Annotated in this window: 12 protein-coding genes; 6 read left to right on the forward strand and 6 right to left on the reverse strand. The window is 68.3% G+C overall.

The window, feature by feature from the left end; all coding sequences use genetic code 11:
* Nucleotide 1: 1 nt before the first annotated feature.
* Genes tal through W7U_RS11615 form a run of 6 tightly spaced genes read left to right on the forward strand, consistent with a single transcriptional unit; the run spans nt 2 to nt 5,714 of the window.
* Nucleotides 2–1,123 carry a transaldolase gene (tal, locus tag W7U_RS11590; RefSeq protein ID WP_008258113.1) on the forward strand — a complete coding sequence of 374 codons (1,122 nt, stop codon included), beginning with the start codon at nt 2–4 and terminating at the stop codon, nt 1,121–1,123.
* Nucleotides 1,120–2,664 (forward strand): glucose-6-phosphate dehydrogenase, encoded by a 1,545-nt coding sequence (gene zwf / locus W7U_RS11595; RefSeq protein WP_008258114.1) that lies wholly within the window; start codon nt 1,120–1,122, stop codon nt 2,662–2,664. The genes tal and zwf overlap by 4 nt, the downstream gene beginning before the upstream one ends.
* Nucleotides 2,664–3,575, forward strand: a complete 912-nt coding sequence (gene opcA / locus W7U_RS11600; protein ID WP_008258116.1) for a glucose-6-phosphate dehydrogenase assembly protein OpcA — start codon at nt 2,664–2,666, stop codon at nt 3,573–3,575. The genes zwf and opcA overlap by 1 nt, the downstream gene beginning before the upstream one ends.
* Nucleotides 3,572–4,327 (forward strand): 6-phosphogluconolactonase, encoded by a 756-nt coding sequence (gene pgl / locus W7U_RS11605; protein ID WP_008258117.1) that lies wholly within the window; start codon nt 3,572–3,574, stop codon nt 4,325–4,327. The genes opcA and pgl overlap by 4 nt, the downstream gene beginning before the upstream one ends.
* Nucleotides 4,328–4,372: 45 nt before the next feature.
* Nucleotides 4,373–4,771 (forward strand): hypothetical protein, encoded by a 399-nt coding sequence (locus W7U_RS11610; RefSeq protein ID WP_036429006.1) that lies wholly within the window; start codon nt 4,373–4,375, stop codon nt 4,769–4,771.
* A 13-nt stretch (nt 4,772–4,784) separates the two neighbouring features.
* Nucleotides 4,785–5,714, forward strand: coding sequence for a histone deacetylase family protein (locus tag W7U_RS11615; protein ID WP_008258121.1), 930 nt, complete (start codon nt 4,785–4,787; stop codon nt 5,712–5,714).
* A gap of 14 nt (nt 5,715–5,728) precedes the next feature.
* Here the strand turns inward: W7U_RS11615 and W7U_RS11620 are convergent, their stop codons facing one another.
* From W7U_RS11620 to gap, 6 genes are all read right to left on the reverse strand, one after another.
* Nucleotides 5,729–6,718, reverse strand: a complete 990-nt coding sequence (locus W7U_RS11620) for an aldo/keto reductase (protein WP_008258123.1) — start codon at nt 6,716–6,718, stop codon at nt 5,729–5,731.
* 130 nt (nt 6,719–6,848) lie between these two features.
* Nucleotides 6,849–9,665 (reverse strand): phosphoenolpyruvate carboxylase, encoded by a 2,817-nt coding sequence (ppc, locus tag W7U_RS11625; RefSeq protein WP_008258125.1) that lies wholly within the window; start codon nt 9,663–9,665, stop codon nt 6,849–6,851.
* Nucleotides 9,666–9,703: 38 nt separating this feature from the next.
* Nucleotides 9,704–9,937 (reverse strand): preprotein translocase subunit SecG, encoded by a 234-nt coding sequence (gene secG / locus W7U_RS11630; RefSeq protein ID WP_008258126.1) that lies wholly within the window; start codon nt 9,935–9,937, stop codon nt 9,704–9,706.
* A 30-nt stretch (nt 9,938–9,967) separates the two neighbouring features.
* A complete protein-coding gene (gene tpiA / locus W7U_RS11635) occupies nt 9,968–10,753 on the reverse strand; it encodes a triose-phosphate isomerase (protein ID WP_008258127.1) in 786 nt (261 codons plus the stop codon).
* Nucleotides 10,750–11,985 (reverse strand): phosphoglycerate kinase, encoded by a 1,236-nt coding sequence (locus W7U_RS11640; RefSeq protein WP_008258128.1) that lies wholly within the window; start codon nt 11,983–11,985, stop codon nt 10,750–10,752. Before W7U_RS11640 ends, tpiA begins: the two co-directional genes overlap by 4 nt.
* Before the next feature lie 3 nt (nt 11,986–11,988).
* Nucleotides 11,989–13,008 (reverse strand): type I glyceraldehyde-3-phosphate dehydrogenase, encoded by a 1,020-nt coding sequence (gene gap, locus W7U_RS11645; RefSeq protein WP_008258129.1) that lies wholly within the window; start codon nt 13,006–13,008, stop codon nt 11,989–11,991.
* Nucleotides 13,009–13,079: the final 71 nt, after the last annotated feature.

Below are 13,079 nucleotides of genomic sequence, written 5' to 3' on the forward strand. Positions count from 1 at the left end.
CATGACCGCTCAGAACCCTAACCTCGCGGCGCTGAGCGCCGCGGGCGTTTCCGTGTGGCTCGACGACCTGTCGCGGGAGCGGCTGCGGTCGGGGAACCTGCAGGAGCTCATCGACACCAAGAGCGTCGTCGGCGTGACCACTAACCCGTCGATCTTCCAGAAGGCGTTCGCCGAGGGCGATGCCTACGACAGCCAGATCGCCGAGCTCGCCGAGCGCGGCGCGGACGTCGACGCCACCATCCGCACCGTCACCACCGACGACGTGCGCAACGCGTGCGACGTGTTGACGCGCGAGTGGGAGAACTCCGACGGCGTCGACGGCCGGGTATCGATCGAGGTCGACCCCCGGCTGGCGGGCGACACCGACAAGACCATCGCTCAGGCCGTCGAGCTGTGGAAGATCGTCGACCGGCCGAACCTGTTCATCAAGATCCCGGCAACCGAGGCCGGGATTCCGGCGATCACCGCTGTTCTGGCGGAAGGGATTTCGGTCAACGTCACGCTGATCTTCTCCGTCGAGCGGTACCGGGCCGTGATGGACGCCTACCTGGCCGGCATGGAGAAGGCCCGCGAAGGCGGACACGACCTGTCCAAGATCCATTCGGTGGCTTCGTTTTTCGTCTCCCGGGTGGACACCGAGGTCGACAAGCGGCTGGAGAAGATCGGGTCCGAGGATGCCAAGGCGCTGCTGGGCCAGGCCGGTGTGGCCAACGCCCGGTTGGCCTACGCGGCCTACCAGGAGGTGTTCGAAGGCGGCGAGCGTTACCAGGCGCTCAAGGGCCACGGGGCCCGGGTGCAGCGTCCGCTCTGGGCGTCGACCGGGGTCAAGAACCCCGACTACTCCGACACCCTCTATGTCACCGAACTGGTGGCGCCCAACACGGTGAACACCATGCCGGAGAAAACAATTGACGCGGTCGCCGATCACGGTGTGATCAAGGGCGACACCGTCACCGGCACGGCCGCGGACGCCCAGGCGGTATTCGACAAGCTGGACCAGATCGGCATCGATCTGAGCGACGTCTTCGTGGTGCTCGAAGACGAAGGGGTGGAGAAGTTCGTGGATTCGTGGACCGAGCTGCTGGAGGAAACGCAGAAGCAGCTGGGTTCCGCCTCCAAATGAGCCCAGCCCGCACCGCGCAACAATGGCATAACCCGTTACGGGACAAGCGCGACAAGCGCCTGCCGCGCATCGCCGGGCCGTGCGGGATGGTCATCTTCGGTGTGACCGGCGACCTGGCGCGCAAGAAGGTCATGCCGGCGATCTATGACCTGGCCAATCGCGGGCTGCTGCCGCCGAGCTTTTCGCTGGTGGGCTTCGCCCGCCGGGATTGGAGCACGCAGGATTTCGGCAAGGTGGTGTACGAGGCCGTCAAGGAACATTGCCGCACCCCCTTCCGGGAGGAGAACTGGGAGCGGTTGGCCGAGGGATTCCGTTTCGTGCCAGGCGCTTTCGACGACGACGAGGCGTTCGGGCGGCTGGCCGAGACACTGGACAAGCTGGACGCCGAGCGGGGCACCGGTGGCAACCACGCCTTCTACCTGGCCATCCCGCCCAAGTCCTTCCCGGTCGTGTGCGATCAGCTGCACAAGTCCGGCCTGGCCCGCCCGCAGGGCGAGCGGTGGAGCCGGGTGGTCATTGAGAAACCGTTCGGCCACAACCTGGAGAGCGCGCAAGCGCTGAATCAGTCCGTCAACGCCGTCTTCCCCGAGGAGTCGGTCTTCCGGATCGACCACTACCTGGGCAAGGAGACGGTCCGCAACATCCTGGCGTTGCGGTTCGCCAATCAGCTGTTCGACCCGATCTGGAACGCGCACTACGTCGACCACGTGCAGATCACCATGGCCGAGGACATCGGCCTGGGCGGTCGGGCCGGCTACTACGACGGCATCGGCGCCGCGCGCGACGTCATCCAGAACCATCTGATGCAACTGCTGGCGCTGACCGCTATGGAGGAGCCGGTCAGCTTCAGCCCAAGGGCGTTGCAGGCCGAGAAGATCAAGGTGCTTTCGGCGACGCAGCTCGCCGAGCCGCTCGACGAGACCACCAGCCGCGGTCAGTACTCCGCGGGGTGGCAGGGCGGCGAGAAGGTCCTCGGGCTGCTCGACGAAGAAGGGTTCGCCAAGGACTCGACCACCGAGACGTTCGCGGCCATCACCCTCGAGGTGGACACCCGCCGCTGGGCGGGCGTGCCGTTCTACCTGCGAACCGGAAAACGGTTGGGCCGCAGGGTGACCGAGATCGCCCTGATCTTCAAGCGCGCACCGCACCTGCCGTTCGACGCGACCATGACCGACGAGCTGGGCACCAACGCCATGGTGATCCGCGTGCAGCCCGACGAGGGTGTCACGCTGCGGTTCGGGTCCAAGGTGCCCGGCACCGCGATGGAGGTCCGCGACGTCAACATGGACTTCTCCTACGGTTCGGCGTTCGCCGAGGAATCCCCGGAGGCCTACGAACAGTTGATCCTCGACGTGTTGCTGGGTGAGCCGTCGCTGTTTCCGGTCAATGAAGAGGTCGAATTGGCTTGGCAGATACTCGATCCCGTGCTGGATAACTGGGCGGCCGGCGGCAAGCCCGAGCCGTACGAGGCGGGCACCTGGGGCCCGGACTCCGCGTTCGAGATGCTGCACCGCACCGGCCGGGAATGGCGGCGGCCCTGATGATTATCGATATGCCGGACGCCACCACCACCGCGGTCAACAAGAAACTCGACGAACTCCGCGAGAGGGTCGGCGCCGTCGCGATGGGCCGGGTCCTGACGCTGATCATCGCGCCGGACAGCGAGGAGATCCTCGAGGAGTCGCTGCAGGCGGCCAACGACGCGAGCCACGAACACCCCAGCCGGATCATCGTCACGATGAGGGGAAATCCGTACGCGGACAAGCCCCGCTTGGACGCACAGCTGCGCGCCGGCGGCGACACCGGCGCCAGCGAGGTCGTGGTGCTGCGGCTGTCGGGCGCGCTGTCCGGCCACGCGGCCAGCGTCGTCACCCCGTTCCTGCTCCCCGACATCCCGGTGGTGGCCTGGTGGCCCGACGTCGCGCCGGCGGTGCCCGCGCAGGATCCGTTGGGCCGGTTGGCGATTCGCCGCATCACCGACGCGACCAACGGGGTCGATCCGCTGGCGGCGATCAAGAGCCGGCTGCCGGGATACACCGCCGGTGACACCGACCTCGCCTGGGCGCGCATCACCTACTGGCGGGCGCTGCTGACCTCGGCCGTCGACTTGACGCCGCACGAGCCCATCGAGTCGGCGCTGGTGTCCGGCCTGGCCACCGAGCCGGCGCTCGACGTCCTGGCGGGGTGGCTGGCCAGCCGGATCGACGGCCCGGTGCGCAGGGCGGTCGGCGAGCTCAAGATCGAACTGACGCGCAGCAGCGAGACCATCGTGTTGAGCCGCCCGCAAGAAGGCAGGACGGCCACGCTGAGCCGGACGTCGCGTCCCGACGCGCTGCTTCCGTTGGCGCGCAGGGAAACCGGCGAGTGCCTCGCCGAAGACCTGCGTCGGCTGGATCCCGACGAGATTTACCAAACCGCGCTGGAAGGCATTGAGAAAGTGCAATACGTGTGAGCACCAGCATCGAAATCTTCCCGGACAGCCAGGCCCTGGTCGACGCCGCCGCGACGCGACTGACCGACACCATCGGGAACGCGGTCGCGGCCCGCGGCCGCGCGCTCGTCGTGCTGACCGGCGGCGGCAACGGCATCGGGCTGTTGCGGTCGCTGGTGGACCGGCCGATCGAGTGGTCCAAGGTGCACCTGTTCTGGGGCGACGAACGCTACGTCCCCGAAGACGATGACGAGCGCAATGACAAGCAGGCGCGGGCCGCGTTGCTCGATCATGTCGACATCCCGTCCAGCCAGGTGCACCCGATGCCGGCCAGTGACGGCGAATTCGGCGGCGATCTGGCCGCGGCGGCGCTGGCCTACGAGCAACTGCTGGCGGCCAACGCCGCGCCCGGCCAGCCGGTGCCGAACTTCGACGTGCACCTGCTGGGGATGGGCCCCGAGGGCCACATCAACTCGCTGTTCCCGGACACCCCGGCCGTGCTCGAAACCACCCGCATGGTGGTGTCGGTCGAGGACTCCCCCAAGCCGCCGCCGCAACGAATCACCTTGACGCTGCCCGCGATTGCGCGTTCCCGCGAAGTCTGGTTGATGGTGTCGGGCGCCGGGAAGGCCGACGCGGCGGCCGCGGCCATCGGTGGCGCCGCGCCGGTGTCGGTGCCGGCCGCCGGGGCGATCGGTCAGCAGACCACGCTCTGGCTGCTCGACGAGGACGCCGCGTCGAAGCTGCCGTCGGACCCGTCCGGCGTGGCCTGACGCGATTCGGACCGTGGGGTCCCCGGGCGGCCCGTCCGGGTCATAATGGCGGTCATGGCAGACAGAACCGTGCGCGGGGGGCAAGAGCGAAGCCGGATCAAGACGCTCACCCAGGCCGCCTTGAACGCCGACAAGACGGTGGAGCAGGTCGAAGACGTCCTCGACGGTTTGAGCAACACCATGAAAGAGCTCAGCAGCTCCTTGTCGGCGCTGAACGCCACGGTGGAACGCCTGGAAGCCGGCCTCGATCACCTGGACGGCACCATGGCCAGCCTGGACGATCTGGCCAAGCGGCTGATCGTGCTGGTCGAACCCGTGGAGGCCATCGTCGCGCGGATCGACGAGATGGTGAAGGTGGGCGAGACCATGATCTCCCCCCTCGCGATCACCGAGCACGCGGTGCGCGGTCTGCTGGACAGGCTGCGCAACCGGACCGCGGAGTAGGCGCCGTCCCCTGATGGCCACGCTGCTGCTGCACCACTCCGCCTTCGCCGCGCACCGGACGGCCCCCGGGCACCCGGAGCGGCCGGACCGCTACCGCGCGGTGGAGGCGGCGCTGCGCCAGCCCCGGTTCGACGCGCTGGTGCGCGAGACGGCCGAGCCGGCCGAGCTTGCCGCCGCGCGCTACGTGCACTCCAACCGCTACGTGGACGCGCTCGAGGCGGCGCGCCCCGAGCACGGCTACGTCTATCTCGACGGCGGCGACACCATGATGGAGCCCTCGACGTGGGAGACGGCCTTGCGCGGGGTGGGCGCCACGCTGCGGGCGGTGGACCGGGTGCTGGCCGGCGACGTGCAGAACGCGTTCGTCGCGTGCCGGCCGCCGGGGCATCACGCCGAATCCGAGCGCGCGATGGGCTTCTGCCTGTTCAACAACATCAGCATCGGCGCGCGGCACGCGCAGCGCAAACACGGGCTGATGCGCGTCGCCATCGTCGATTTCGACGTCCATCACGGCAACGGCACGCAGCAGATCTTCTACTCCGACCCGAGCGTGCTCTACGCGTCCACGCACCAGATGCCGCTGTTTCCCGGCACCGGTGCGGCGCGCGAAACCGGGGTCGGCAACATCTTCAACGCGCCGCTGGCACCCGGGGACGGCGGCGCCGAACTGCGCGCCGCCTTCGCCGACCGGATACTGCCCGCGCTGCACGCGTTTTCACCCGAACTGATCATCGTGTCCGCCGGATTCGACGCGCATGAGCGCGATCCGTTGGGCTCGCTGACCATGACGACCGACGACTTCGCTTGGGTCACCAGGGAATTGATGAAGTCGGCGGAGACGCTGTGCGACGGCCGATTGGTGGCGGTGCTCGAAGGCGGTTATGACCTGCAAGCCCTGGCCGATTCGGTGACCGCGCACGTCGGCGAGCTGGTGAAGGGCTAGGCGCCCTCCCGGAGTCAGCTCGCCTTTTTCTCGTGCATCTCGGGGGCCGGGCCGCCGACCGGCGTCGCCGACTTCATGATGTCCTCGATCGCGGCGAGGTCCGCGTCGGTCAGCGTGACGTCGGCCGCACCGGCGCTGTCCTGCAGGTAGGTGACGTGTTGCGCGCCCATGATGGCGGTATGCACGCCGGGTTGCGCGAGCGTCCAGGCGATGGCCAGCTGGCTCGTCGTGACGCCGAGATCGATGGCCAAATGGCTCAGGTCATCAACGACTTTCAGGTTGCGCAGATAATCCTCGCCGGTGAAGATCGGACTCTTGCCGCGCCAGTCGCCGTCGGCAAAGCTGGTGTCTGGCTTCATGGTTCCCGTGAGCAGGCCGTGCGCCAACGGTCCGTACACCATCACCCCGATGTCGTGGGCGTGGCAATAGGGCAGCAGGTCGGATTCGATGTCACGGCGAAACAGGTGGTACGGCGGCTGCACCGCTTCTACCGGAAGCGTGGCCGAGAGTTCCTCTATCTGGGTCGTGTCGTAGTTCGAGACACCTACGTGCCGAATCTTGCCCTCCGACACCAGTTCTGCGAGCGCTTCACCCGTCTCGGCCGCCGCAGTCGTGGGATCCGGCCAGTGCACCAGGTAGAGGTCGATGTAATCCACGCCCAGCGCGCGAAGGCTGGATTCGACACCGCTGCGCAGGTACTCGCGGCTGGCGTCGCGGACCAGTCCCGTGTCGGTTTTGCGCAACCCGCCTTTGGTGGCGATCACCAACTCGTCGCGGGCCCGCGCGAAATCGTCGCGAAGGGCCTTGCCGAGAATGCGCTCGGATTCCCCGAACCCGTATTGCTGGGCGGTATCGAAAAAGTTGATCCCCAGGTCACGCGCGCGTTGGATCATGGTGATCGCGGCGTCCTCGTCGGCTTGGCCCCAGTCGCTGCTGAACGCCCAGGTACCGAAGGCCAACCGGGAAACCTCAAGCCCCGTCTTGCCGAATGTGATGGATTTCAAATGCCAACCTCCCCCGTTGGATATTCGTCCCTGCGTGCGCGGCCCGCGCAGGCAAGCCACGACTCAACCATAACGACGCCGACACCGCGTGCCGCAACACCGGTGGTCAGCGCGGGAAGTACGCGCGTCGTCAGCCGCTGTTCCGCAACGCGCTCGCCAGCCCGTTCATCGTCAGCAATATCCCGCGCTGCACCAGTTCGTCGTCGTCGCCGGAGCGGTACCGGCGCAGCAACTCCACCTGCAGGTGGTTCAGCGGCTCGAGGTACGGGAAGCGGTTGAACACCGACCGCGCCAGCGCAGGGTTGTCCGCGAGCAGGTTGTCCTGCCCGGTGATGAGCTTGTGCATGGCGATGGTTCGGCCGTGCTCGTCGACGATCTTGCCGAAGACCCGGCGCCGTAATTCCTCGTCGTCGACCAATTCGGCGTAGCGGGCCGCCAGGCCGAGGTCGCTTTTGGCCAGCACCTGAGCCAGATTCGACAGCACGCTGCGGAAAAACGGCCAGCGCTGGTACAAGTCGTGCAGGATGCTCACCCGCTCGGCCTCGCTCTGCGGGCCCGCCGCGATCCACTGCTCGAATGCCGACCCGGTGCCGTACCAGCCGGGCAGCATGACCCGCGACTGGCTCCACGCCAGCACCCACGGGATGGCGCGCAGGTCCGAGATCGATTCGGTGGGTTTGCGGGACGTCGGGCGGCTGCCGATGTTCAGCGACCCGATCTCGCTGACCGGGGTGGAGGCCATGAAGTAGTCGACGAAACCCGGTGTGTCGTGCACCAATTCGGCGTAGGCGCGCTGGGCCAGCACGGCCACCTCGTCGAGCACCGCGTACGCCGGTTCCGCGGCGTCGCCCAAGCCCTCGACGTCCAGCAGCGTGGACTCCAGCGTGGCGGCCAGCAGGCTCTCCAGATTGCGTTGCGCCACACGCGGTTCGGCGTATTTGGCGGCGATCACCTCACCCTGCTCGGTGAGCCGCAGCGAGCCGTTCACCGCGCCGGGCGGCTGCGCCAGGATCGCCTCGTAGCTCGGCCCGCCGCCACGCCCGACGGTGCCGCCGCGACCGTGAAAGAGCCGCAACCGGATTCCGGTTTTGCGGGCCACTTCCACCAGCGCCAGCTCGGCCCGGTACACCGCCCAGCTGGACGCCAAATATCCGCCGTCCTTGTTGGAGTCCGAGTAACCCAGCATCACTTCCTGGGTCTCGCCGCGCGCGGCCACCAGCGCCCGGTAGATCGGAAGTTCCAGCATCGCGTGCAGGATCGTCGCGCCGTTGTGCAGATCGTCGATGGTTTCGAACAGCGGGGAAATGCCCACCGGGCAGTAGGGCTCGGGACCGGACGCGTCGATCAGCCCCGCCTCTTTCAGCAGGATCGCGGCCTCGAGGACGTCGGAGACCGAACGGCACATCGAGATCACGTAGTTGGGGACGGCGGACGGTCCGTAGCGCTTGATGGCGTGCGCGGCGGCGCGCACCACACCCAGCTCGCCGCGGGCCAGGTCGGACAGCTGCGCGTCGTCGGCCACCAGCGGGCGGCGGGTGCCCAGCTCGGCCGCCAACAGCTCGACGCGCTCGTCTTCGGGCAGCGAACGGTAGTCCGGGTGCACCCCGGCCCACGCCAGCAGCTCGCCGATCACCTCTTCGTGCGCGTCGGAGTTCTGGCGCATGTCCAGGCCGCACAGGTGAAACCCGAAGACCCGCACGCCTTCTCGCAGCAGCGCCAGGCGGTCGTCGGCCAGCAGCGCGCTGCCGTGGCCGCGCAGCGACTCGTCGATGGTGTCGAGATCGGCCCCCAGTTCGGCCGAGGTTTCGTACGGCGGCAGCCCCAGATCCAGCACCTGCTGCGGTGTCCGGTCCAGGATCGCCGCGCTCGTCGCGCTGAGGCGAGCGCGGATCACCCGCACCGCCCGCCGGTACGGTTCGTCGGCGCGGGCCTTCTCCGCGCAGCCCCCGGCGAGTTCGGTCAGCGCGGGGGTGACCGAGACCAGGCGCGCCGACATCGACAGCTCCTGCTCCAGCGCGGTCAGCTCGGCCAGGTAGTGCGCCAGCGCGGTGAACGCGGCGCTGCCGGTGGCCTGGCGCACCACGTCGGCCGTCACGTTCGGATTGCCGTCGCGGTCCCCGCCGATCCAGGAGCCGGGCTGCAGCATCGGCTCGTCGAGCAGGTCGGCGTCGGGCCAGCGGGCGCGCAGGGCGTCGCGGACCTCGGCGTTGACCTGCGGGATCACCTTGAAGAACGCGGCGGCGTAGTAGCGCAGACCCACCTCGATCTCGTCGGTGATCTGCAGGCGGGACAGCCTGATCAGCGCGGTCTGCCACAGCGTGAGGACCTGGCGGCGCAACTCGAGTTCGATGTCGCGCCCGTCGTCGGTCTCGGCGTGCCCCTCGGCGTGCAGCCGCATCAGCTCGGTGATCCGGTGCTGGGTGACGAAGACGGTGCGCCGGCGGGTCTCGGTGGGGTGGGCGGTGATCACCGGAGCGACCACGGCGCCCTTCAACGCGTCGGCAACCGTGTCCGAATCGAGTTGTGCCTCATCGAGTTTGGCGTAGGTCGCGGCCAGGGTGCTGTCCGGCGGTGGTTCGCCGGCGGCGACGTGGACAGCGCGGCGGCGCTCGCGGTGGATGTCTTCGGCGACGTTGGCCAGCAGCGCGAAGTGACTGAACGCGCGGATGACCGGGATGGCCTGGTGGATGTCGATGCCCTCGAAAAGCTGGGCCAGCTCCGCCCGGTCGATCTCGGAGCGGCGCACCCGGAACGATTCCACCCGGGCGCGTTCGACGAGCTCGAACACCTCGCGCCCGTTCTGCTCGCGCACCGTGTCGCCCAGGATGGCGCCCAGCAGCCGGATGTCGGCCCGCATGGGCTCGGTCGCCTCGCGCCCCACCGGGGTGCGCTGGACGGCGCCGATCGGTTCCAGGGTGTCCTCGGAGGCTTCGGAGGCGTCAGCCATGCGTCCCAGTATCGGCGTGCCGCGGGGCGGTCAGGTCGTCAGTGGTACTTGATCAGCAGCGCCATGCCGATGATGCACACCAGCCAGATGCCGGTGATGAACAGCGTCAGGCGGTCCAGGTTCTTTTCCACCACGGTGGATCCGGACAGGCTCGATTGGACGCCACCACCGAACAGCGTGGACAGGCCGCCACCCTTGGCGCGGTGCAGCAGCACCAGCAGCACCACCAGGATGCTGGTGACGACCAGGGTGATCTGCAAAGCCAACTGCATGACGGCCAGCCTACCGGTGCCTTGGCCGGATCACGGAAGAGGCCCACCGGCGGCGATGGCCGCCAGCGTGGCGAATTGCTCGCCGTCCAGCGACGCGCCGCCGACCAGGCCGCCGTCGATGTCGCCCTGGGCGACGAGCTCGCCGACGTTCTTGGCGTTGACCGAGCCGCCGTAGAGCACCCGCACCGAGTCGGCGACCTGGGGCGAGGCGAGCGACGCCAATTCCTTGCGGATCGCCGCGCACACCTCCTGGGCGTCGGCGGCGCTGGCCACCCGCCCGGTGCCGATCGCCCACACCGGCTCGTAGGCGATGACGACCTTGCCGATCTGTTCGGCGGACAGCCCGGCCAGCGACCCCCGCAGCTGCTCTTCGCAGTGGATGACGTGGTTCCCGGCCTCGCGCACCTCGAGGTGCTCGCCGATGCAGACGATCGGGGTCAGTTCGTGCTTGAGCGCCGCGGCGGTCTTGGCGGCGACGACGGCGTCGTCCTCGTGGTGGTACGTCCTGCGCTCGGAGTGCCCGACGACGACGAACGTGCAGCCCAGCTTGGCCAGGAAGGCGCCGCTGACCTCTCCGGTGTAGGCGCCGGCGTCGTGCTGGGACAGGTCCTGGCCGCCGTAGGTCAGCCGCAGCTTGTCGCCGTCGACCAGGGTCTGCACGCTGCGCAGGTCGGTGAACGGCGGCAGCACCGTGACGTCGACCTTGTCGTAGTACTTGTCCGGCAGCGCGAACGCGATCTTTTGCACCAGCGCGATCGCCTCGAAGTGGTTGAGGTTCATCTTCCAGTTGCCGGCGATCAGTGGCTTGCGGCTCACGCTGCGCCTCCAGTCGGTTGCGGACGGTCCAGTACCTCGACACCCGGAAGCGTCTTGCCCTCAAGGTATTCCAGCGACGCTCCCCCACCGGTGGAGATGTGCGAGAAGTCGCCTTCCGGGATGCCCAACGCGCGCACGGCCGCCGCCGAGTCCCCGCCGCCGACCACGCTGAAGGCGCCCTTGCCGGTCGCGGCGGCGATCGCTTCGGCGACGCCCTTGGTGCCCGCGGCGAACGCCGGGAACTCGAACACGCCCATCGGCCCGTTCCAGAAGACGGTCTCGGCGTTGGACAGCAAGGTGGTGAACCGTTTGACCGATCCGGGCCCGATGTCCAGGCCCATCAGGTCGTCTCCGATGGCGTCGGCGGCGACGGTGTGCGGTGTCGCGTCGGCGGCGAACTTGTCGGCCACGACGATGTCCACCGGGAGCCGCAGCACGTCGACGTAGGTGTCCAGCAGCCGGCGGCAGGTGTCCACCATCTCGGTCTCCAGCAACGACTTGCCGACGGAGAAGCCTTGCGCGGCAAGGAAAGTGAAGCACATGCCGCCACCGATGACGATGCTGTCGGCCTTGGTGGCCAGCGACTCGATGACCCCGAGCTTGTCGGAGACCTTCGACCCGCCGAGCACCACGGCGTAGGGGCGTTTGGTGGAGCTGGTCAGCTGCTGGAGCACCTGGATCTCCTCGGCCACCAGCGTGCCGGCGTAGTGCGGCAGCAGGGTCGCGATGTCGTACACGGACGCCTGCTTGCGGTGCACCACGCCGAAGCCGTCGGACACGAAAGCGCCTGTGGGCCCGACCAATTCGGCGAGCTGGCGGGCCAGGGCGAGCCGCTCGCCGTCGTCCTTGCTGGTCTCGCGGGGGTCGAAGCGGATGTTCTCCAGTAGCAGGACGTCGCCGTCGGTCAGCCCCTCGGCGCGGGCCAGCGCGTCGGTACCGACGACATCCCCGGCCAACTGCACGTGGCGGCCCAGCTGCTCGGAGAGGGCCGCGGCGACCGGCGCCAGCGACAGCTTCGGGTCCGGCCCGTCCTTGGGACGCCCGAGGTGCGCGGTGACCACCACCTTGGCGCCCGCCTCGACGAGCGCCTTCAGCGTCGGCACCGAGGCGGTGATGCGCCCGGGGTCGGTGATCTTGCCGTCCTCGAGCGGCACGTTGAGGTCCGAGCGCACCAGCACGCCGCGGCCCGAAACCCCCTCGCCGAGAAGGTCTTTGAGCGTGTGGACGGCCACGGGTTACAGCGACTTGCCGACCAGGGCGACCAGGTCCACCAGGCGGTTGGAGTAGCCCCATTCGTTGTCGTACCAGGACACCACCTTGGCCTGGTCGTCGATCACCTTGGTCAGCCCGGAGTCGAAGATCGAGCTGTGCGGGTCGGTGACGATGTCGCTGGAGACGATCGGCGCGTCGTAGTACTTGAGGATGCCCTTCATCGGGCCCTCGGCGGCCGCCTTCATCGCGGCGTTGATCTCCTCGGCGGTGGCGGACTTGCGCAGCTCGGCGGTCAGGTCGGTGACCGAGCCGGTCGGGATCGGCACCCGCAGCGCGTAGCCGTCGAGCTTGCCCTTCAGCTCGGGCAGCACCAGGCCGATGGCCTTGGCGGCGCCGGTGGAGGTCGGCACGATGTTCAGGGCGGCGGCGCGGGCGCGGCGCAGGTCCTTGTGCGGGCCGTCCTGCAGGTTCTGGTCCTGGGTGTAGGCGTGGATGGTGGTCATCAGGCCCTTGACGATGCCGAACTCGTCGTTGAGCACCTTGGCCAGCGGGCCGAGGCAGTTCGTGGTGCACGAGGCGTTGGAGATGATGTTCTGGCTGCCGTCGTACTTGTCGTCGTTGACGCCGAGCACGATGGTGATGTCCTCGTCGGTGGCGGGCGCGGAGATGATCACCTTCTTGGCGCCGGCGTCCAGGTGGCCCTTGGCCTTGGCGGCGTTGGTGAAGATGCCGGTGGACTCGACGACGACGTCGACGCCCAGGTCGCCCCAGGGCAGGGCCGCCGGGCCCTCCTCGACCTCGAGCGCCTTGATCTTGGCGTTGCCGACGACGATGGTGTCGTCACCCTCGAGGCTGACGTCGTGCGGCAGGCGGCCCAGGATGGAGTCGAATTTCAGCAGGTGCGCCAGGCTGGCGTTGTCGGTGAGGTCGTTGACCGCGACCACCTCGATGTCAGCGGTGCCTTGCTCCTGTTGAGCCAGCAAGGCCCGGTAGAAGTTCCGCCCGATTCGACCGAAGCCGTTGATACCTACTCGGACCGTCACTTGTCTCTCCTGTCGTCTTCTTTCCTGTGTCCGCTGATTTGCGCTCGTCGCCAGCCTAGATCAGCGGCGCC

The organism is Mycobacterium sp. H4Y (assembly GCF_000364405.1).
Classification (GTDB): Bacteria; Actinomycetota; Actinomycetes; order Mycobacteriales; family Mycobacteriaceae; genus Mycobacterium; species Mycobacterium intracellulare.

Coding starts and splice junctions, on each gene's coding strand:
- tal (WP_008258113.1), top strand. CDS start 2: ATGACCGCTCAGAACCCTAACCTCGCGGCGCTGAGCGCCGCGGGCGTT.
- zwf (WP_008258114.1), top strand. CDS start 1,120: ATGAGCCCAGCCCGCACCGCGCAACAATGGCATAACCCGTTACGGGAC.
- opcA (WP_008258116.1), top strand. CDS start 2,664: ATGATTATCGATATGCCGGACGCCACCACCACCGCGGTCAACAAGAAA.
- W7U_RS11610 (WP_036429006.1), top strand. CDS start 4,373: ATGGCGGTCATGGCAGACAGAACCGTGCGCGGGGGGCAAGAGCGAAGC.
- W7U_RS11615 (WP_008258121.1), top strand. CDS start 4,785: ATGGCCACGCTGCTGCTGCACCACTCCGCCTTCGCCGCGCACCGGACG.
- ppc (WP_008258125.1), bottom strand. CDS start 9,665: ATGGCTGACGCCTCCGAAGCCTCCGAGGACACCCTGGAACCGATCGGC.
- secG (WP_008258126.1), bottom strand. CDS start 9,937: ATGCAGTTGGCTTTGCAGATCACCCTGGTCGTCACCAGCATCCTGGTG.